Here is a 19,005-nt window from a genome sequence, read left to right as displayed (position 1 = left end):
CAATCATTTGGTCACGCCGATCTCAATCCAATCGGTAGACCAGTTGCCGATCTCACCGAGAATGGGAGCCAGTGCCGTGCCTTTGGCGGTTAACGAATATTCAATACGCACCGGCATTTCCGGATACACTGTGCGCTGAATAATTCCTTCGTTCTCCATTTCCTTCAGCCGGTCGGATAATACTTTGCCGCTTAAATTAGACAGACAATGCTCAATCTCCCCAAACCGACGCGGACCATCCATCAGGACGAAGACAATCAGTGCAACCCATCGTTTACTTAATACATCTACCGCTTTCTCGAAGCGTGGACACATCTCGAAGTTGTTCATTAGCATCACCTCAACATTCATTATATCATAAACTTACAATAAGTAATCATAAATATTTATATATATATTATAACTTGACGAAGTTATATTACAATGATAAACTAACTTACAAATAGTTACTTGACGTACAAACTCTTTATATTTAAATTTTAAATACCTGTTGTAATACCGATTGCTATCAAAACTAAGCGTAGGCCTCCGAAGTGAGTTTTGCGAAACGGATTCGAAGAAGCTTATGCTATCAAAACTAAGTGTAGGCTTCCGAAGCAAGTTTTGCGGAACGTATTCAAAGAAGCTTATGCTATCAAAACTTTTAGGATGGTGCTCTCATGATCAAACCAGATATCCTTTCCATACTACAGAACAAGATCAAGCGGATTTCGCAGGACGATTCCACTACAATGCTCGTTGGACCGATTACACTGCCTGTCAACCTGGACGGCGAGACGGTCACCTTCAAATGGTACAGCTGGCTGAAAGTTACGGATGAAGAGCTGCAGCAGGCAGAAGGCAAGCAAGCTACGGAGCTGCTGATCAGCCGCCTGTCTTCCATGAACCTTGCGGATGGACAACAGTCGAGCGTGCTGGTCTATGGTGATTTCGAGCATTCTGAGGAAGCGCTGATCCGGATGCACAGCATTTGCCATACCGGCGACATTTTTGGCAGCAAACGCTGCGATTGCGGCTTCCAGCTGCATCAGTCGATGAAGATGATTGCACAGCATGGTTCCGGCGCCTTGTTCTATCTGGCTAATCATGAGGGACGAGGCATCGGCCTGTTCAGCAAAGCGATGGCTTACATTCTTCAGGAGGAAGGCTACGATACCGTTGAAGCTAACCTGGAGCTTGGATTCGCTGATGATTCGAGAGACTACAAGGACGCAATCGGCGTGCTTCAGAGTCTGCGCAGCAAACCGGTTACCCTAATTACGAATAACCCGAAGAAGCTGGAAGCACTGAGAGCTGCAGGTATGAACACGGTCAAAAGAGTGCCGCTGTGGGGCGATGTCTCGGTCTTCAATGAAAAGTATCTGCGGACCAAGGTAGCCCGTTCCGGCCATTTGGAAGCTGTTCCCGGCCCGGATTTTTTTGAAGGCAGAGTGGCAAAATAAAGCTGCCGGAGTAATGCGCAGCAGAATCAGCGGGGAAAATAGGTAGTACTTTTGCATTCATTCCATTATAATGGGGAACTGAGACCAATACTTAGCTTAGTGAGGTAGCCTATGAATGCTATTCAAGTGCAGGACTTGCGCAAGACATTTAAAGTCCAAAAAAACCGCGAGGGCCTCAAAGGGGCCTTCGCTGATTTGTTTAAACGGCAATATTCTGAAGTCACCGCAGTGAAGGATATTTCGTTCACGATCCCGGAAGGCGAAATCTGCGGATATATCGGTGAGAACGGGGCCGGTAAGTCGACCACGATCAAGATGCTCACCGGGATTCTTGTCCCTACCGCCGGCAGCCTGTCTGTTGGCGGCTTTGTGCCGTATCAGGAGCGGGAGAAATTCGTGCAGAATATCGGGGTTGTCTTCGGCCAGCGCAGCCAGCTCTGGTGGGATATTGGTGTTATAGAATCCTTCCAGCTGCTGCGCAAGGTGTACCGTGTCTCCGAGCAGGACTTCAAGAAACGGCTGGACGAGCTGGTCGAGCGGCTGGCGCTGCAGGATCTGCTGAACCGCCCGGTGCGCAAGCTGAGCCTCGGGCAGCGGATGCGCTGTGAGCTGGTGGCGGCGCTGCTGCATAACCCGTCGATCCTGTTCCTCGATGAGCCGACGATCGGTCTGGATATAGTCGTGAAGTCCGAAATCCGTGATTTCCTCAAGGATATGAACCGGGAGCACGGCACGACGATTCTGCTGACTACACATGATCTGCAGGATATCGAGGCACTCTGTTCGCGTGTAATTATGCTGGATGACGGACGGATCATCTATGACGGCGGCCTGGAGGATCTGAAGCAGCGCTGGGGAACCGGGCGGGAAGTGCAGTTCCAGTTCGGTACCGCGACAAAACTGCAGCAGCTGATGAACTGGACCGGGGATATGCCGGTAACCTGGACTGCCGAGAACGAGCTGGGGGCAAAAGTGTGGATTCCGCTGGAGCTCAATGTATCTGATGTGCTGGGCAAAGTGGTTGGTGCAGCCGATATTACGGATATCAAAATCATTGAGACCAATACGGACGACATCGTGCGCAGCATCTATCAGTCGGGCTCTGCGGAGAAGCCGGAAGAAAAAATCGCTGCCTTAAGCGAGGAGAAAGAGGCTATCCATGTCTAAGCCGTTATCCGCAGCGTCTGCTGCAGCAGGCGGCTCCTCAGGCGGTTCCGGGGAGAACGGACGGAGGCTGCTGCTCGGCGCTTACTTCGATTTCATCCGCATCCGATTTCTGACCATGCTGGCCTACCGGGTTAACTATTACTCCGGTATTCTTATCTATACCCTGAACATCGGCGTGAATTATTTCACCTGGAAGGCGATTTACGGCGGGGGAGAGTCACTGGGCGGATTTACCGGAGCGCAGATGACCACTTATGTTGCCGTATCGTGGATGGCGAGGGCGTTCTATTTCAACAACCTGGACCGCGAGATCTCAACCGATATCCGTGACGGCAGTATTGCGATTCAGTTCATCCGGCCTTATAACTATGTACTGGTCAAAATGATGCAGGGCCTCGGCGAAGGCATGTTCCGCTTCATGATGCTGATGCTGCCGGGGATGATTATTGCGATTCTGCTCTTCCCGGTGCAATTGCCAACCGAGCTGTCAGCCTGGGCGGGCTTCCTTGTGATGCTCTTCTTCAGCTTCCTGATCAGCTCGCAGATTAACATAATTACCGGCCTGTCGGCGTTTTTCGTGGAGAATAACGAGGGCATGATGCGCATGAAGCGTGTCGTTGTTGATCTGTTCTCCGGTTTAATCGTACCGATTACGCTGTTCCCGGACTGGCTGTCTTCTGTGCTTAAGGTTCTGCCCTTTCAGGCCATCACTTATCTGCCGGGCTCCGTCTTCACGGGCCGGGTGCAGGGAGTGGGCATATGGAATGTGCTGGGCATTCAGGTGATCTGGTTCCTGATCCTGCTCGTTCCGATTGTCTGGCTATATCACGCAGCGCGTCAGCGGCTGTTCGTGCAGGGGGGTTAAGCAGGGATGTATTACCTGGGGTTATTAATTGAGTATTTGAAAAACTACATGAAAACACGGTTAACCTACCGCGCCGATTTCTGGGTCGAGGTGATATCCGATCTGCTTTTCCAGGCTACGAACTTTATCTTCATTCTGGTCATCTTCATGCACACAGACAGCCTGGGCGGCTGGAATCAGAATGAGGTAGTATTCGTCTACGGCTTCTTCATGGTCCCGTTTGGCGTCTTCAGCTGCTTTGTGAATATGTGGGGCTTCAGTGAACGTTATATTGTCAAAGGCGAGATGGACCGTATTCTGACCCGCCCGGCACATAACCTGTTCCAGATTTTCCTCGAGAATGTCGATCCGCCGTCACTCTTCGGCTCCATCATCGGGCTGACGATTATGGCAATCAGCGGCAGCAATCTGGGCTTGCCGTTTGAATGGTGGACGATTCCGATGCTGATTATCCTGACTCTGAGCGCCGTCGCGATTTATACCGGTATTTACACAACACTGACTTCCTTGTCGTTCTATTCGGATGCGCCTACCGGGATTCTTCCGCTGATGTATAACATACAGACTTACGGACGTTATCCGGTAACGATCTATAACCGGGCGATTCAGGTGCTGCTGACGTGGATTATCCCGTTTGCCTTTGTCGGGATCTATCCGGCGGCGCTGTTCCTGCACCGGGATGAGATGCGGACCATGGCGCTGCTTACTCCGGTAGTCGGGGCGGTATTCCTCGGCATCGGGCTGACAGCCTGGAGCTACGGGGTGAAGAAGTATAAAGGTGCCGGTTCCTAAGGTGCTGTGCCAATATTATATTTTCAAAGAGGGCAGGCAGGTGAGCAATCACCTGGCCTGTCTTTTTTGATAATATATGCTTCGGGGTCTCCGCTATGTGGAATTATTATGCTACAAAGATGAACAGAATTTACTATCGTGATCTGCAGGCCATGACGCATAATAAGGGGGATGGGATTTCATGAAGAGATGGAGCGGAGAGTGAAGAAGTGGAGGACAAGAACAAGTATACAATCGGTATTGATCTGGGCGGCACCAATATTAAAGCAGCGGTCTTTGATACCGGGTTCAAGCCGGTTGCCGAGCTGTCTATTCTGACGGAGGCGGCTGAAGGCCCGGCGCATGTGCTTAAGCGGATCAGGCTGGCGGTAACGCAGCTGACAGAAGAGAGTAACATCCCGCTAGAGCAGATATTGTGCATGGGGATGGGAATTCCGGGTCTGCTTGATCCGGAGGAGGGACTGTCGGTATTCTCACCTAACTTTCCCGGCTGGGAGCAAATACATATCGTGAATGAAATGAAGCCTTATTATGATTTCCCGGTCTGCATCGATAATGATGTGCGGGTTAACCTATACGGGGAATGGCAGCATGGAGCGGGCAGGGGAGCCCGTAATCTGGTGCTGCTTACCCTTGGAACCGGTCTTGGCTCGGGAATTGTCCATGATGGTAAAGTGCTGTACGGAACGACCTTCAGCGCTGGTGAGGTCGGCCATATGAACATGTTCAGGCAAGGGCGGCCATGCCGCTGTGGAAGCTCCGGCTGCCTTGGCCGGTATGTATCGGCGGTTGGCATGGTCAATACATTCAAGGAGAAGCTGCAGGAAGGGAAGAACAGTCTGCTCCAGACCTGGACCCGGTATGATAACGGGCTGATTACAGCGGCAATGATCTCGGAGGCCTATGATCTTGGAGATCCGCTGTCGCTGGAGGTCATGCATGAAACAGGCGAGCTGCTGGGCTTCGGTCTCGCAAATGTAATCAACCTGCTGAACCCGGAGCTGATCATCATCGGCGGCGGCATGGCGGCGGCTGGAGAACGGCTGCTGCGTCCTGTGCGCGACACGGTTAATGCTCATGCATTGAAGCTGTCCGGCAGCAGCTGCAGAATCGTTCAGGCTGAGCTGGGGAACCGGGCAGGAACACTTGGGGCGGCAGTGTACGCGCAGCAGAAATGCAGTGGCCGGCAGTGATTCGCATCGCTTGAACGTTTAGCGTATGATTGAAAGAGGAAGCATAACCTTAAGACTGACGATAATCAGGAGGATATGGATGAAACGGGATATTCAGCATGTGCCTTACGGGTATGAACCGCCAGCCAGTGAACGCAAAGGAACACTGATCTTCTATGATTCCTTCGGGCATATCTCAGATATGGACTTGCTGAAGGCGGCAGAGACGGCTATAGAGCGCAAGTTCGTGAAGCTGGTGCTGTATCCGCTGCATGAAGAAACGGTCCGGCGGATGTCGAAGGAGAAGGTGGAGCCGCTCTATAAGCGGGAAGACCGGCTGCATGAGTGGAAAAGAGAGCAGGGACGCTCCTTTATCACCGTAGAGGGCCTTGAAGGCAAACGCAAGAAATATACACCGCTCGATTCGGCAATGCGGCACATCAGCGGAATTTATCCGGCGCCTTATTTCCTTTATCTGACTCCGGACATGGCGAATCTGTTCGCCTCGTACTCTTCATTCGAAGAATGGATCGTCAAGCTGCGCTTGGTGCTGTCAGAAGCGCCGGGACAATTGCACCCGCGCCTGGAGAAATTCCGGCACCGCTGGGATATAGCGGGAGTAGCCCGTGAATAAACAGCATAATCAGAAGAATGAAACCTGAAATCAACCTGTGGGAGGGTGAGCGGGATGAATGAGGCTTATTACATGAATGTAAGCTTGCAGCCTGATGAAACGCTGGGCTTGATTAAGCAAGGGATGCCTGGAGAAGCTGAACTGCTCTATGAGGAATTTAATGATCTTGGTGAGGGGCGGATGATCGGGACGCTCGTGTATGAGCGCTATTACCACCGTTCCGGCAATCAGGCAGCGCTTGTAATCATTGTTGACAATCTGCGGGGGGTTAGCAATGTCCGGCTTATTCCGGCGGGAGGCGCAAGAGGCATGATCTTCAAGATCGACTGGGGCGCCGGTAAAAGCTTCGCTTCATCGGTGGAGCAGATTCTCACGAAATATATCGCGGATTAGCGGGGAATGGTGCCGCTAGAAATGATCAGGCCAGTATATGTCTTGGCGGCGCACGGCTGTTAACGTACTGGCCTATTTATCTTTGCTGTGCAGGCATAGATTACTTATTTGTGAAGTGCTGCCTGTTTGCGTCTGTAGATATACATTCTCCATTGATAATGGATGAAGCAACCGATGCAGAAGCCAAGAATTGCTACCGTTGCTGCGGCTGCAACCATCACGGTGAAGATATAGGCAGCGACGGTCCAGCCGGCAAGAAAGCTGACCAGTCCTGCAGCCAGGCAGAAGACGGCGATGCTCTGATTAAATTGCTGCTGCTCCCAGTCCTCAAGAACATAAGCAGAGCGTTCCTTCTTCAGCAAACCGGCGGTCAGACGGATGACAGGATTATACCCGAAGAGCAGGCCCGTTAAGCCGGCTGCAAGCGGCAGGGCGAGAATCCAGTGGACTCCTGTAATCCATGTAAGCAGTACAGATATTACAATAAAAGCCTGATTAATCTTCACTAACGGGCGGGGAATGCCCCGCACTCCAGCTGCTTCACTCATTGAAATCATACCTTTCGCATTGGAATAATTTAATTATAACGATTGAGCACTTATGTGGCAATGAGCAGATGAGATATTAAAATTTGAAATAAATATCCATTGACTTTCAGTGATTATTTGTGGTTTTATTATGTAGACCAATCGTTATAATCGCTGAAGCGCAGAATCCGAGGATGACTCAGGTACTTTGCGGGGACCCCAAACCTTATTTATTTAAACAAAGGAAGTGTCCGGCTTGTCAAACAAGCAGAATGCACGCGAAGCTATCGTAGATACGGCTTCGAGATTGTTCTTCACCCAGGGCTATCATGCAACCGGATTGAATCAGATTATCAAGGACAGCGACTCGCCGAAGGGATCTCTCTATTATTATTTTCCCCACGGCAAAGAGGAGCTGGCACTGACCTGTATTCACCGGACAAGTGAAGAAGTCGCCCGCAAGTTAAGGCATTACATGGAGATAGGGGAAACTCCGGCCCAGGCTGTCCAGAACTTTATCCTGTCGATGGCTAAGGAGGCTGAAGAGTCCTCATTTGAAGGGCTGGTGCCGTTCAGCTTCTGGGTTGCCGCCGAGACCTCCTGTGTCAGCGATGAGCTGCGGACCGCATGCCAGTGCGTGTTCAAGGATTGGCAGGATGTGATTGCCGAGCGTCTGATTGCGGGTGGCATGGAGCGGGAAGCTGCTGCTGATAAAGCAACCGCCGTAGTCTCCTTGTTCGAAGGGGCACTGCTCCTGGCGCTCACCTACAGGAATATTCAGCCGCTGGTTACGGCAGCAGAGAGTATTCCGGCACTACTGTTGTAAGAGTAATAAGGCAACACCGCAGTACAGTAACAAAGCAACATATATAGAGAGATTATACACATATTCAGGAGGGTACAAGAGTGGACGCAACCATACCAAACCAGCAACAAACACAACCCCGGAAGTTCAAGACGATGCCGATTCTGGTATCCTTGCTGCTTGCCGGATTTATCGGGATGTTCAGTGAGACGGCTTTGAATGTAGCCTTAAGTGATCTTATGAATGTTCTGCAAATTACACCTTCTACTGCACAATGGCTGACTACAGCTTACCTGCTGACCCTTGGCATTCTCGTACCGATCTCAGGACTGCTGCTGCAGTGGTTCACAACCAGACAGCTGTTCATTGCTGCACTCTGCTTCTCAATTCTGGGAACCTTCCTCGCCGCCATGGCGCCGAATTTCGAATTCCTGCTGACGGCGCGAGTTGTCCAGGCGATGGGGACTGCACTGCTCCTGCCGCTGATGTTCAACACCATCCTTGTCATTATTCCTCCTGCCAAAAGAGGTGCGGCGATGGGGCTGATCGGTCTCGTCATCATGGTAGCACCAGCAATCGGACCGACCATTGCCGGGCTGCTCATTGAGAGCCTAAGCTGGCACTGGATTTTCTGGCTGTCCCTGCCGTTCCTGGTTATTGCTCTTCTCAGCGGAATCTTCTTCATGCAGAATGTCACTGAAGTGACGAAGCCGAAGATTGATCTTTTGTCCATTGTCCTGTCTTCACTTGGATTCGGCGGCATTGTATATGGCTTCAGCAGCGCCGGAGAAGCGGAGGGCTGGGGAAGCCCGAAAGTGATTATCGCCATTGCCATTGGTGTAATAGCACTCGTATTGTTCTGCATCCGCCAGATGACGATGAAGCAGCCGATGATCAACCTGCGCGCTTTCAAATTCCCGATGTTCGTCGTAGGTGTACTGATGGTCTTCATCTGCATGATGGTTATTCTCTCCTCCATGCTGATTCTGCCGCTGTACCTTCAGCAAGGCCAAGGCTACACCGCCTTCAAGGCAGGGCTGCTGCTGCTGCCGGGCGGCATTATTAACGGCTTGATGTCCCCGATCATGGGGCGTCTATTCGATAAATACGGTCCAAAATGGCTGGTCATTCCAGGGCTTGTAATCGTAGCAGTATCGCTGTGGTTCTTCTCCAGCATTACCGCTACATCCACTGTTGTATTTGTAATCGTACTGCACAGTGCGCTGATGATCGGAATTTCGATGATTATGATGCCTGCCCAGACGAACGGGATCAACCAGCTGCCACTGGAATACTATCCGGACGGAACGGCCATTATGAATACTTTGCAGCAGGTTGCCGGTGCGATTGGTACCGCTCTGGCTGTAAGTATTATGACTTCCGGCTCACAAAGCTTCATGAAGACGGTAACCGATCCGGCCGATCCGCTGAACGCTCTGGCCGCTTTTACCCACGGTGTCCAGAACGCCTTCATCTTCGGTATGATCATGGCCGTTATTGGCCTCGTTGTTGCCTTCTTCCTCAAACGTGTCGTTGTATCACACAAGTCGCAAGCATCGATGCACTAATAAGTAGCATGATCAATAGCAGCAAGCACATCCGGTTACCGGGTGTGCTTTTTTTTAAAACTCAAGGGAGAGCGAACGGGCCTAAGCAAATGCAGCACTGGACTAGGCATGGAAATTAAAGTATATTTATATACATAGATTTACGATGTATCATCAGGCATAATTCTATTTAAAAGGGAGGATGCGGTCATGAAGGTCAGCAAAGAAATGCTGAAGGGGAGTACGGGGACATTAATTCTTACGGTGCTGCTGGATAAGCCGCTCTACGGCTACGAGTTAATTAAAGAGCTGGAGCAGCGCTCTCAGGGGATCTTCACACTCAAGGAAGGTACACTCTATCCGATTCTGCATGCGATGGAGAGTGAACGCTGGGTCGAGGCGTACTGGCTGGAGGTTGACGGGCGCAAGCGCAAATATTACCGGCTGCTGGATGAGGGGCGGACGAAGCTGCAGGAGAAGAAAGCGGAATGGAAGCTGTTCAAAGGCGCAGTGGATGCTGTACTGAGGGAGGGCGGTGCCTGATGGAGCGGAATAAGAAGCTGGAACAATATTTGGATAAGGTGTGCGCCGAGATCAGAGCGAAGGGGCTGCACCGTGAGATCCGGGAGGAGCTTGGCGGGCATTATGCAGACCTCGTAATGGAGCGGATGGAGCAGGGGGCTGCGAAGGATGATGCAGAGCAGTATGCGCTTCAGCAAATGGGTGATCCGCAGATTACCGGCAGAGAGCTGCATCAGATTCATAAACCAAAGATTCCGTGGGGGCTATTATCTGCTGTAATGCTGCTGTCAGCCGTAAGCCTGCTGGGAATGGGGTCTATACAAGCGAGCGGTTTCCTCCAAATATATCACTTGATGCCGCTGCAGCGGCAGTTTATAGGGATTATGATCGGAGTCTCTCTTATGGCAGGTATGTATTTCATCAATTTCAAACACCTGCAGCAGGCATCCGGGAAGATATATGCGGCTGCGGTTATGTTAATTGCTGTTACTCTCGTGTTTGGTCCTGAACTGATTAACGGAAACCGGCGTTATGTTGGATTTTTGGGATTTACTTTTGACTTGATCGGATACAGTCCCTATGTGTTTGTGGTCGCCCTTGCAGGAATATGGACCAGTCCTGGCTTCTTGAGTCAAAGGAGCATCCGGTTACAAGAGCTGGTCAAGCTGGCCCTGCTGCTGCTTCCTGCTGGAATATATGCGGCCATCCGCTCCTTCCCTGAACTGGTTGTGTATCTGGCGGTTGCCTTGATCATGTACGTATGGATAACGCGGCGCTGGCGCTCGGCATCCCTTCTTACCGCTGCAGCTGTTGCTGCCGGTGCATTATTTATTTGGAATGATGCCCTTCTGCGGGAGCGGGTGATTGGGGCTGTAAGTTATAACCTGAGACCGGATTCAACAGGCTATCTGAACCGTGTGATCAATGAAGTTATAACCTCCGCAGGCTGGCGAGGACATGGCTTTGGCAGAACTGGAGCAGAGCTGCCTTACGCATACAGTGATTTGTTCACGGTGTATCTGATTCAATGCTTTGGCTGGGCCGGCGGCTTGCTGCTCTTCGCGCTTGTGGGCTGGTTCTGCCTGAAAATGATCTCGTATGTCCGCGCTGTACGCGATCCCTACGGGCGAATGCTGATTCTGGCCCTCGGGCTTATGCTCTCAGTCCGTCTGATCTATGCCTTATCCATCATCAGCGGAAGAATGTTCATCACAGCTATACCGCTGCCGTTCCTGAGCTACGGCCAGCATATCTTCATTGAATTCGCCGCTGCCGGGCTGCTTATGGCGGTCTACCGCCGGAAAGATATGCTTCCGGGCACGCAAGCGCCTTCTTCACTCTAGACGCCTGCCGCACAATAACCGTATACTGGAAGTGTGAAAAATACACCGGGACAGGAGGGGAGACTAGCGTTTTGATGAAGCTCCAGGTTACAGTCAGAAGGTTCATTCTTATCTCATGTACTCTTATCGTCAGCGCGGGGTTAGTTCTTACGGCAGTACCGCCGCAAGTGACTGCAGCTGCAGGAGCAGCGCAGCAGTCAACTACGGCAGCAACCCAAAACAAGCTTAAGACTCCGAAGAAAAACAATCTGCCCAGCGGGTTTGTCTATCTTGATGAAGTGATTCCATCCGCACAATACGAAATACGCTATTTTAGCCAGAATAATTTTACCGGCACCCGGGTTGACGGGTATAACGCGCCGCTGGCGATTTTCTCGAAGACGGCAGCAACAGCTCTGAAGAAGGTTAGTGATGAGCTGGAGAGCAAAGGTTATATCCTAAGAATCTATGATGCCTACCGTCCGCAGCAGGCCGTTAACCACTTCGTCCGCTGGTCGCAGGATGCTGCAGATCTGAAGACAAAGGCAGCGTATTACCCGAAGCTGGACAAGCGCAATCTGTTCAAGCTCGGGTTTATCGCGAAGAAATCCGGACATTCCAGGGGCAGTACGATTGACTTGACTCTGGCGTACCAAAAAACCGGCGAGCTGGTAGATATGGGCAGCCCTTACGATTTTTTCGGAGAAATCTCTTATTACAACACAACATTGATTAACAGCACACAGCATGCGAACCGGAAATTACTGAAGGATGTCATGTCGAAGCATGGCTTCAAGCCCTACAGTAAAGAATGGTGGCATTTCACACTGATTAAAGAGCCGTATCCACAGCAGTATTTTAATTTCAAAGTAGAATAGTGCCTGCCTGTTGGGTATCATCCGTTAAGGGGTAATAAGTATTGTGTAATAAGTAGATGCTGTATTCCAGGTTATTCCCAGAAGCTTGCGTGCATAATAATACCATTACAGGAGAGGTGGGATCGATTTGTTTAACAGAATCGCAGCCGTATTCCTTTGTGTATTCGTATTGGCAGCAGGAACAGGATTATGGGGAGGATCGGGCGCCAGCGCTGCAGGCAGCGGTCTGATCATCGTGAACGGACAAGCACTGCAGCTTGAGAATGACGGTGCTTATATGAACGGGCCTAATGTTATGGTTCCGCTCCGGGAGTCGGCAGAGGCGCTCAAGTATAAAGTAGCTTTTGCTGGTACCAGCGGTACATTCCAGTTAACCCGATATCAGGAAACTGCGGAGTTCAGGCTTAGCGGACATGAGCTGATTCTGAACGGCGGCAAGGACAAAGTAACCTATGCTGGCAGTGTAGAATTGAAGCAAAAACGGGCGTATGTACCGCTATCTTTGTTTGCTGCCATGGGACTCGTTACATCTTATGATTCCGTGTCGGGCCAGGTCGGAATCTACATGCCGGAGGTAACCGCCGGGGTGGTAGCAGGGCTGCTGGCCGGGGGCGATTATACAGCACTGCGTGAGCGTTATTTCCATGATCTGAGCGATGCCTGGTTGTCCCTGCCTGTGATCCAGCAGAGCTGGGCAGGTGTGACTGGTTCTGCCGGCAATTACCTGGGCGTGAAATCGACGGAAATCCGCCGTCTTGAAGGGACAATGACCATCGTAAGCGTGCTGTCCTTCACGAAAGCCGAAGCACTGCTGACACTGGAGCTGGATGCTTCCGGCACAATCTCGAAGCTGCAGCTGGCGCCGCTGCAGGCGGCAGCGGTATCAGCTGTCCGCTAAACTGCGGCGTAACAATCTTATATCTGAAGGAAGGAATCCCGCGGCTCTGCAGCTGCGGTGTTCCTTCCTTTTTGCTGTTAATGATGTTCGCTTGCTAGTACTGTTGTATTGAAAAAACTAGGCAGGTACACCCGGATATTATAAAATAGTGGAAAATACATCTTTTAGAAGGAGCGTAAGCAGTTGAATAGTCTGTTGTCGCGCATGGTTATATTTTTTTCCGGATTGATAGTCATAGGGGGAGCGGTGCTGGGCTGGACAACCTACCGTTCTTCGGCGGAGCTGGTGGAGAATTCCATGGGCCAGCAGGCCAGTGCTGTAGCCAAACGGGCTGCAGACATGATAGATATCGCCGCCTATCAGACTATAGGGACCGCTCCCGGAGGTGAGAATGACTATTACAATGAGCTGCGCACTAAGCTTAACCAGCTTAAAGAAGCGAACGGCTTCAAATACCTGTATACGATTTCAAAGCCTGATCCAGATGCGGAGAACTCGTATGTATACATAGTGGATGGTGCACCTGAAGATACTCCGGAGGATCAATTCTCTGCTCTCGGAACTGAAGAAACTAATACATATCCTGGGATGACGGCTGCCTTCCGGGAAGGAACAGCCTCCATCGGCAATTTGACCAAGGATGAGTATGGTGCGACGATTACCGCCTTCGTTCCGTTCAAGGATGAAGCGGGTAAAGTAATCGGTGTAGTCGGTGCGGATCTCGATGCTGCCGGAGTGTATGAGCTGATGGCTTCTTCACAGCAGAGGATGCTGCTGACAGCCGTGCTCATACTTGCCGTCAGCATCCTTCTGGTGTATGTACTGGCCAAGTATCTGATCTCTCCGCTGACCCGGCTGACCAAGGATATTACAGAGGTCGGTACAGGCAACCTGACCGTTCATATTGATGTATCGCGCAAGGATGAGATTGGCCGGCTGGCAGCGGCTTTTGCTGAGCTGGTGCACGAGACGCGGGTAGTTATTGAAGGAATCGGCCAAGGGTCTGCCCGGCTGCTGTCTTCCTCCAGAGAAGTAGCTGCCCACGCTGCACAGACAGCGGAATCGAGCCAGGATATTACGATACATATCAAGGAAGCCTCACTTGGGGCTGAGGCGCAGGTCTATCAGGCGATGGAGATGAACCGGGGAACGGGCGAGCTGACCCGGAGCATGCAACGGATCGCTGAATCTGCTGCGGTGGTGGCGGAGCTGTCCCAAGAGACCACCCTTGCGGCGGATCAGGGGAATCAGTCAACTCTTCAAGCGGTACAGCAAATGAAGGAGATCGTAGAGTCCTCCTTAGAGATGGCGGCCGCAACTCATGAGCTGTCGGATCAATCAGAGAGAATCGGGGAGATTCTGACGATGATGGCGAATATAGCCGGGCAGACTCATCTGCTGGCACTTAATGCTGCGATTGAAGCAGCCAGGGCCGGAGAGCACGGCCGGGGATTCGCGGTGGTGGCCGATCAGGTCAAGAAGCTGGCGGCAGAGTCACAGGCATCTTCGGTAGCCATTACCGGCATGATTACATCAGTTCAGGAGCAGGCAGCAGGGCTGACCGCAAGAATTGAGCGTAATGCCGGTGAGACACAAGAGGGGATGTCAGCCATTAATAAGGCCGGGCAAGCCTTCGGTGTCATTCATGGGGCTTTGGAGCGGATGACCTCACAGCTGCAGGAGGTCTCTGCGGCTTCAGAAGAGATCACCTCGGTATCCGAGGAGCTGGCAGCTTCCGTTGATGATATGGAGGAGATCTCACGGATGTCAGCAGAGCACTTCCAGACCATTACCGCCGCTTCGGATGCCCAGCTCCGGGCGATGAATGAAGTCAGCGGGTCGGCGGCAGAAATGAAAGAAATGTCCGGTGCCCTGCAGCAGCTGATTGGACGCTTCAAAGTATAGAATAGCCCGGAAGCGCCCGCGGTTTAGCGGAACAGCAGCAGATTCTCGGGCTCTCTGAGCACGGCTTCAACTGGTATGACCAGCTGAAGGCTGCTGCGCAGTGCAAACATAAGCTTAGAGCCGGCCAGCAGGAAGGCGATCGTTCCCAGTAGGGGGACGACCGTCTTTTTGGTGTGCTTCTGCATATAGTACAGAAAACTTTCTGTTGACAGATTTCATTAAAAGGAGTAATTTTAAATTCGAATTAAACACCGTTTAAATCAGTGATTAGATCATTGATTAAATTACGGCAAAGGAGGACAACAGTCTGCATTATGGGTAAACTCGACAACAAAGCTGAGTCTTCAGATAAGGATACGAAGCAGAGCATACTTAACGCAACCGTGGATCTGATCCGTGAGGGGGGATTCCACTGCATTACCCTGCGCAGTATAGCTGCGAGGGCGGAGACGAATCTGGCACTGGTAAATTATTATTACGGCTCCAAGGATAAGCTGTTTGGTGATGCAGTGAAGGTGCTGATGGCGACCTTTGACGATGCCTTTAATGTGCTGGAGGACCATACATTGCCACCTAGGGAGCGCATGAAGCTCTTTTTCACCAGGTATATTATGAATCTTAGCCGTTACCCGGGCATGGCCCGGCAGATGCTGGACCAAAGAAATCAAATTATGGGCTCGCAGGATGAGTACGCCCGCTATTCCAAGCTGATGCGGATTGAACGGACCCTGGATGCACTGGGTGAGATCACAGGGGAGCAGGACCGCAATAAGCTCATGATGATGATGATGCAGATCAACGGGGCCATTGTGTATCCGCTGCTGATGATGAGCAGTCTGCCGAAGGAACGCGGGGATCTGCTGGAGCTGTTTAAGCTGCCATCGCTTGAAGAGCAGGTTGACGGGTTGTTTGAGCTTTATTTTCATAAGTATAACTAAATTATAAACAGAGAAATGAGTGGAGAAGAGAATGTCAACAATTAACAAAGGAAACAGCGCAGCGGTGGAACAGCCGTTCTCGCTCAAAGCTATACTGCCGCCGCTGATGGCAATTATCGTCGGGATGATTATGGTTATTCTCGACAGTACAGCGGTAAATGTTGCGGTTCCGAATCTGGTGAAATATTTCGCCACAGACCTCAAGACTGTTCAATGGGCCATTACCGGTTATACGCTTGCACTTGCTGCGGTTATTCCGCTGGCAGGTTACATGACGGACCGCTTTGGCTCGAAACAGGTATTCATCACTACAATTGCTATGTTCGTCCTGGGCTCCGTGCTTTGCTCCATTGCCCAGACATCGACACAGCTCGTTATCTTCCGTGTCATTCAGGGTCTTGGCGGCGGGATGGTCGCCCCGATCGGGATGGCTATGGTCTTCAGACTGGCCCCGCCTGAACGCAGAGGCTCCATTATGGGAATGCTCGGGATTCCGATGCTGCTGGCACCGGCGCTTGGACCGATTCTGTCCGGCTGGCTGGTGGAGTATGTGAGCTGGCACTGGATTTTCCTGATTAACCTGCCAATCGGTATTGTCGGTATTATTCTTGGCATCAAATATTTGCCTGTTACTGAAAAGAAGGGTAAAGCACATCTTGATCTCTTCGGTATTATTCTGGCTCCGCTGGCGTTCTCTATGCTCGCTTACGGTGTCAATCAGGGCGGAGGAGAAAGCTGGTCCTCGACTGGCGCTATCGTGGGCTTGTCGGTGGGCGGTGTAGCCCTCGTGCTGTTTGTCATTGCCGAACTGATGCAGAAGCATCCGCTGCTGGAGCTGCGCGTCTTCCGCTCTTCGGACTTTACACGCGGGATCATCCTGTCGTGGGTAACTCAGGCAGCACTGTTCGGTTCCATGCTGTTCGTTCCGCTGTATCTGCAGCAGATCCGTAACTACACACCGCTGGAAACGGGTCTGATTCTGCTTCCGCAGGCACTGGCATCCGGAATCGGCATGCCGCTTGGCGGCCGTCTATTCGATAAAATCGGCGCACGTCCGCTGGTCTTCGTAGGTCTGAGCATCATTTCAACTGCATTATTCCTGTTGTCAGGAGTTACTGTGGATACCAGTCTTCCGGTCATTATGGGCAGTCTGGTCATGATGGGTCTGGGCATGGGCCTGTCGATGATGCCGGTCAACACACATGTACTGAATTCTGCGCCGCGTGAATGGGTTGGCCGGGTTACACCGCTGACCGCCGCTGCCCAGCAGGTCGTTGTATCATTCGCTGTTGCCGGCATGACCGGGTACCTGACCAGCCAGATTGCCGAGCATATGGGTAAAATGGCCGCGGACGGCAACCCGCTGGTTGCCGCTGTGCAAGGCTTCAATGATGTGTTCTTCCTCTCAGCCTGCATTGCTGTCGGCGGGGTAGTGCTGAGCCTGATTCTGCGTAAGCCGAAGGCTGCCGCTAATCCTGCTGCCCCTGAAGGGCAGCAGGCCGACGCAGCGATGATGATGGGCCATTAATACTGCAAGCAGAGCACATCTCCGAGTAATTTGGGGATGTGCTTTTTTGCAATCATAATGTGCGCAACCTTAGAGTAGCCTGCGTGTATACTTGTGTGAAGAAATAAGTGGAAAAAGGGCATTTAATTAACTCGAAATCCCTGAACTCGGAAGATTAGATGGAAAAAGAGCATTTAATTGCAGCTTATGTCTCAATAAAAGAGATATATAGAAAAATTAAGTGTCATAAATCTAGGCCTGTTGATTAGCCAAAAAAAGGTAGCAAAAAGGCCGCTCATTCGGTAAAGTGTTTGTACCCCTACAAACTATCCGAAACGAGGCGACCTCATGAAAAAGTCTACTTCAATTTCACACATTCTGCAATTGGTGATTCCCGAGGAAGACATGCGTCCCATCCTGGAAGAATTACAATATACGGATGTTGCGCGTAAATTTACCGTGTATGATTTGTTTTTATTTTTGGCGGAAGCTGCGTTTCAGCAGTGGGATGGATACCGAGACGGCGCACAGCGAATGTCCCTTCAGGGACAACGTACGGTGAATTATTCTACCCTTTCCAAAAAGGCCAAGGCGGTTCCTTTTTCAGTATTTAAGCGTCTATTGAATCTGATGCTAGGGCTATGTAACCGGAAGACAAAGCGTACCCTCGGTATTCCGAAAGACCTGTTAATCGTGGACTCCACCACTATTTCGGTCGGTCAGGGTCGGTTGCCGTGGGCGCAAATTAAAGGGCGAAAAGCAGGCGTTAAGCTGCATGTCGGGTTACTCGGGGACTCGAACGAATTGCACAAAGTGACGGAGACCCCGGCCATTCAGCATGATCTAAACAGTTGTGCTGCGCTGCTCGACAGCCAATTTATTTTGGTGGGTGACCGTGCTTACGGGAAGCACCAACTGTTTGACCGCTATCAAGAGCAGAAAGAGCGGCAATATTTTGTGATTCGGCTTAAGGATAATACTACGCTCGCCAATCCCATCCCGCGCCTGCGAAATCGCCCATTTGAGGGAGGGATCGAACAGGATTTGACGTGCCAATTGGGAAAGAAAAAGGCGCTCTCCGAGAATCGGTTTCGAGTGGTTATTCTGAAAGATCCCAAGGGAAATCCCGTCATTCTCGCAACAAATCTGCACTGGCACTCCCCAGAAGCCATAGCAGAGATCTATAAGAAACGTTGGCAGATTGAAGTTTTTTTTCGTTGGATTAAGCAGCATTTAAACATTCCCAAGTTGTTTGGAACCACAGAAAATGCAGTCTATGGACAGCTCTATGTGGCTTTATTGGTGTATGTGTTGCTAAAGTTTCTGTTTGAGCAGGGAAATCGTATCGTGCACGCTAGCGCTAGGTTAACGTTCGCGAACTTTGACCGGTTATTTGCGCTGCATAAGTTACCTGTGGAGTGGAGGATTTATTTAGCTCAAGCCGTCCATTTTATTAACACAAACTGGTAAATCAACAGGCCTATCATAAATCCACTTAATTCTGCGGCAGTGTGCTTCAAGCTGAGCTTCCATTGCTGCAGCAGGATTGAGATTTCGTTAGGAGCTGAGGGGTGTCCCGCGAGCCAGGTGTGGCTAAGGGATATCCCTTCTTTTGCTTGAAAGTGCAAGTGGGCTCTTGACGGCTGCGCTGCTGCGATTTATAGTTTTATTAAAACTATTAAATGAACAGG

The 19,005-nt window shown here is 51.1% G+C and carries 20 protein-coding genes; 17 read left to right on the top strand and 3 right to left on the bottom strand.

All coding sequences use genetic code 11. The features are described 5' to 3' along the window. Window positions 1–3 precede the first annotated feature (3 nt). Window positions 4–330 carry a catDE operon transcriptional regulator CatR gene (locus LOS79_RS09550; protein WP_315418636.1) on the bottom strand — a complete coding sequence of 109 codons (327 nt, stop codon included), beginning with the start codon at window positions 328–330 and terminating at the stop codon, window positions 4–6. Between the two features lie 329 nt (window positions 331–659). Between LOS79_RS09550 and LOS79_RS09545 the strand changes: the two genes are divergently transcribed. From LOS79_RS09545 to LOS79_RS09515, 7 genes are all read left to right on the top strand, one after another. Then, a complete protein-coding gene (locus LOS79_RS09545) occupies window positions 660–1,442 on the top strand; it encodes a GTP cyclohydrolase II (RefSeq protein ID WP_315418633.1) in 783 nt (260 codons plus the stop codon). A 111-nt stretch (window positions 1,443–1,553) separates the two neighbouring features. Continuing rightward, window positions 1,554–2,609 (top strand): ABC transporter ATP-binding protein, encoded by a 1,056-nt coding sequence (locus LOS79_RS09540; RefSeq protein ID WP_315418630.1) that lies wholly within the window; start codon window positions 1,554–1,556, stop codon window positions 2,607–2,609. A gap of 70 nt (window positions 2,610–2,679) precedes the next feature. Beyond that, window positions 2,680–3,474, top strand: a complete 795-nt coding sequence (locus LOS79_RS09535) for an ABC transporter permease (protein ID WP_315422113.1) — start codon at window positions 2,680–2,682, stop codon at window positions 3,472–3,474. A 6-nt stretch (window positions 3,475–3,480) separates the two neighbouring features. After that, window positions 3,481–4,266, top strand: a complete 786-nt coding sequence (locus tag LOS79_RS09530; RefSeq protein ID WP_315418628.1) for an ABC transporter permease — start codon at window positions 3,481–3,483, stop codon at window positions 4,264–4,266. A gap of 209 nt (window positions 4,267–4,475) precedes the next feature. Beyond that, complete coding sequence (locus LOS79_RS09525; RefSeq protein ID WP_315418626.1) at window positions 4,476–5,459, top strand: ROK family protein; 984 nt, start codon at window positions 4,476–4,478, stop codon at window positions 5,457–5,459. A gap of 79 nt (window positions 5,460–5,538) precedes the next feature. Then, complete coding sequence (locus LOS79_RS09520; protein ID WP_315418623.1) at window positions 5,539–6,072, top strand: hypothetical protein; 534 nt, start codon at window positions 5,539–5,541, stop codon at window positions 6,070–6,072. Between the two features lie 54 nt (window positions 6,073–6,126). Further along, a complete protein-coding gene (locus LOS79_RS09515) occupies window positions 6,127–6,465 on the top strand; it encodes a DUF6054 family protein (RefSeq protein WP_315418622.1) in 339 nt (112 codons plus the stop codon). Between the two features lie 104 nt (window positions 6,466–6,569). Here the strand turns inward: LOS79_RS09515 and LOS79_RS09510 are convergent, their stop codons facing one another. Next, the gene (locus LOS79_RS09510; RefSeq protein ID WP_315418620.1) at window positions 6,570–7,013 is read right to left on the bottom strand and encodes a DUF4395 domain-containing protein; all 444 of its coding nucleotides are present in this window, start codon (window positions 7,011–7,013) and stop codon (window positions 6,570–6,572) included. 235 nt (window positions 7,014–7,248) lie between these two features. On the opposite strand from LOS79_RS09510, the gene LOS79_RS09505 reads away from it, so the two are divergent. The 7 genes from LOS79_RS09505 (at window position 7,249) to LOS79_RS09475 (ending at window position 14,869) form a co-directional block, all read left to right on the top strand. Further along, complete coding sequence (locus LOS79_RS09505; protein WP_315418618.1) at window positions 7,249–7,818, top strand: TetR/AcrR family transcriptional regulator; 570 nt, start codon at window positions 7,249–7,251, stop codon at window positions 7,816–7,818. 134 nt (window positions 7,819–7,952) lie between these two features. Beyond that, a complete protein-coding gene (locus tag LOS79_RS09500) occupies window positions 7,953–9,365 on the top strand; it encodes a DHA2 family efflux MFS transporter permease subunit (protein WP_315422111.1) in 1,413 nt (470 codons plus the stop codon). 189 nt (window positions 9,366–9,554) lie between these two features. Beyond that, window positions 9,555–9,887 carry a PadR family transcriptional regulator gene (locus LOS79_RS09495; protein ID WP_315418616.1) on the top strand — a complete coding sequence of 111 codons (333 nt, stop codon included), beginning with the start codon at window positions 9,555–9,557 and terminating at the stop codon, window positions 9,885–9,887. Next, on the top strand, window positions 9,887–11,209 hold the full coding sequence (locus LOS79_RS09490; protein WP_315418613.1) for an FtsW/RodA/SpoVE family cell cycle protein: 1,323 nt from the start codon (window positions 9,887–9,889) through the stop codon (window positions 11,207–11,209). Before LOS79_RS09495 ends, LOS79_RS09490 begins: the two co-directional genes overlap by 1 nt. Before the next feature lie 74 nt (window positions 11,210–11,283). Next, window positions 11,284–12,066: a M15 family metallopeptidase gene (locus LOS79_RS09485; protein ID WP_315422109.1), complete on the top strand. Its 783-nt coding sequence runs from the start codon at window positions 11,284–11,286 to the stop codon at window positions 12,064–12,066. A gap of 127 nt (window positions 12,067–12,193) precedes the next feature. Beyond that, window positions 12,194–12,964, top strand: a complete 771-nt coding sequence (locus tag LOS79_RS09480) for a stalk domain-containing protein (protein WP_315418610.1) — start codon at window positions 12,194–12,196, stop codon at window positions 12,962–12,964. A 225-nt stretch (window positions 12,965–13,189) separates the two neighbouring features. Further along, window positions 13,190–14,869: a methyl-accepting chemotaxis protein gene (locus tag LOS79_RS09475; protein WP_315418608.1), complete on the top strand. Its 1,680-nt coding sequence runs from the start codon at window positions 13,190–13,192 to the stop codon at window positions 14,867–14,869. A gap of 23 nt (window positions 14,870–14,892) precedes the next feature. Here LOS79_RS09475 and LOS79_RS09470 read toward each other — a convergent pair whose 3' ends face one another. Then, the gene (locus LOS79_RS09470; protein WP_315418606.1) at window positions 14,893–15,054 is read right to left on the bottom strand and encodes a hypothetical protein; all 162 of its coding nucleotides are present in this window, start codon (window positions 15,052–15,054) and stop codon (window positions 14,893–14,895) included. 129 nt (window positions 15,055–15,183) lie between these two features. On the opposite strand from LOS79_RS09470, the gene LOS79_RS09465 reads away from it, so the two are divergent. From LOS79_RS09465 to LOS79_RS09455, 3 genes are all read left to right on the top strand, one after another. After that, window positions 15,184–15,807 (top strand): TetR/AcrR family transcriptional regulator, encoded by a 624-nt coding sequence (locus LOS79_RS09465; protein ID WP_315418603.1) that lies wholly within the window; start codon window positions 15,184–15,186, stop codon window positions 15,805–15,807. A 31-nt stretch (window positions 15,808–15,838) separates the two neighbouring features. Then, window positions 15,839–17,335 carry a DHA2 family efflux MFS transporter permease subunit gene (locus tag LOS79_RS09460; protein WP_315418600.1) on the top strand — a complete coding sequence of 499 codons (1,497 nt, stop codon included), beginning with the start codon at window positions 15,839–15,841 and terminating at the stop codon, window positions 17,333–17,335. Window positions 17,336–17,662: 327 nt separating this feature from the next. After that, the gene (locus LOS79_RS09455; RefSeq protein ID WP_315411632.1) at window positions 17,663–18,784 is read left to right on the top strand and encodes an IS4 family transposase; all 1,122 of its coding nucleotides are present in this window, start codon (window positions 17,663–17,665) and stop codon (window positions 18,782–18,784) included. The last annotated feature ends 221 nt before the right edge of the window (window positions 18,785–19,005 follow it).

The sequence above is a fragment of the Paenibacillus sp. MMS20-IR301 genome, from assembly GCF_032302195.1.
GTDB lineage: Bacteria > Bacillota > Bacilli > Paenibacillales > Paenibacillaceae > Paenibacillus_AQ.
The sequence above is the reverse complement of the archived record's forward strand: the minus strand, read 5'-3'. Positions and strand labels throughout refer to the sequence as shown.

What these genes read in the sequence shown, in the direction of transcription:
- LOS79_RS09550 (WP_315418636.1), bottom strand. Translation starts at nt 330, where the DNA reads ATGAACAACTTCGAGATGTGTCCACGCTTCGAGAAAGCGGTAGATGTA.
- LOS79_RS09545 (WP_315418633.1), top strand. Translation starts at nt 660, where the DNA reads ATGATCAAACCAGATATCCTTTCCATACTACAGAACAAGATCAAGCGG.
- LOS79_RS09540 (WP_315418630.1), top strand. Translation starts at nt 1,554, where the DNA reads ATGAATGCTATTCAAGTGCAGGACTTGCGCAAGACATTTAAAGTCCAA.
- LOS79_RS09530 (WP_315418628.1), top strand. Translation starts at nt 3,481, where the DNA reads ATGTATTACCTGGGGTTATTAATTGAGTATTTGAAAAACTACATGAAA.
- LOS79_RS09520 (WP_315418623.1), top strand. Translation starts at nt 5,539, where the DNA reads ATGAAACGGGATATTCAGCATGTGCCTTACGGGTATGAACCGCCAGCC.
- LOS79_RS09515 (WP_315418622.1), top strand. Translation starts at nt 6,127, where the DNA reads ATGAATGAGGCTTATTACATGAATGTAAGCTTGCAGCCTGATGAAACG.
- LOS79_RS09510 (WP_315418620.1), bottom strand. Translation starts at nt 7,013, where the DNA reads ATGAGTGAAGCAGCTGGAGTGCGGGGCATTCCCCGCCCGTTAGTGAAG.
- LOS79_RS09500 (WP_315422111.1), top strand. Translation starts at nt 7,953, where the DNA reads ATGCCGATTCTGGTATCCTTGCTGCTTGCCGGATTTATCGGGATGTTC.
- LOS79_RS09495 (WP_315418616.1), top strand. Translation starts at nt 9,555, where the DNA reads ATGAAGGTCAGCAAAGAAATGCTGAAGGGGAGTACGGGGACATTAATT.
- LOS79_RS09490 (WP_315418613.1), top strand. Translation starts at nt 9,887, where the DNA reads ATGGAGCGGAATAAGAAGCTGGAACAATATTTGGATAAGGTGTGCGCC.
- LOS79_RS09485 (WP_315422109.1), top strand. Translation starts at nt 11,284, where the DNA reads ATGAAGCTCCAGGTTACAGTCAGAAGGTTCATTCTTATCTCATGTACT.
- LOS79_RS09470 (WP_315418606.1), bottom strand. Translation starts at nt 15,054, where the DNA reads ATGCAGAAGCACACCAAAAAGACGGTCGTCCCCCTACTGGGAACGATC.
- LOS79_RS09465 (WP_315418603.1), top strand. Translation starts at nt 15,184, where the DNA reads ATGGGTAAACTCGACAACAAAGCTGAGTCTTCAGATAAGGATACGAAG.
- LOS79_RS09460 (WP_315418600.1), top strand. Translation starts at nt 15,839, where the DNA reads ATGTCAACAATTAACAAAGGAAACAGCGCAGCGGTGGAACAGCCGTTC.
- LOS79_RS09455 (WP_315411632.1), top strand. Translation starts at nt 17,663, where the DNA reads ATGAAAAAGTCTACTTCAATTTCACACATTCTGCAATTGGTGATTCCC.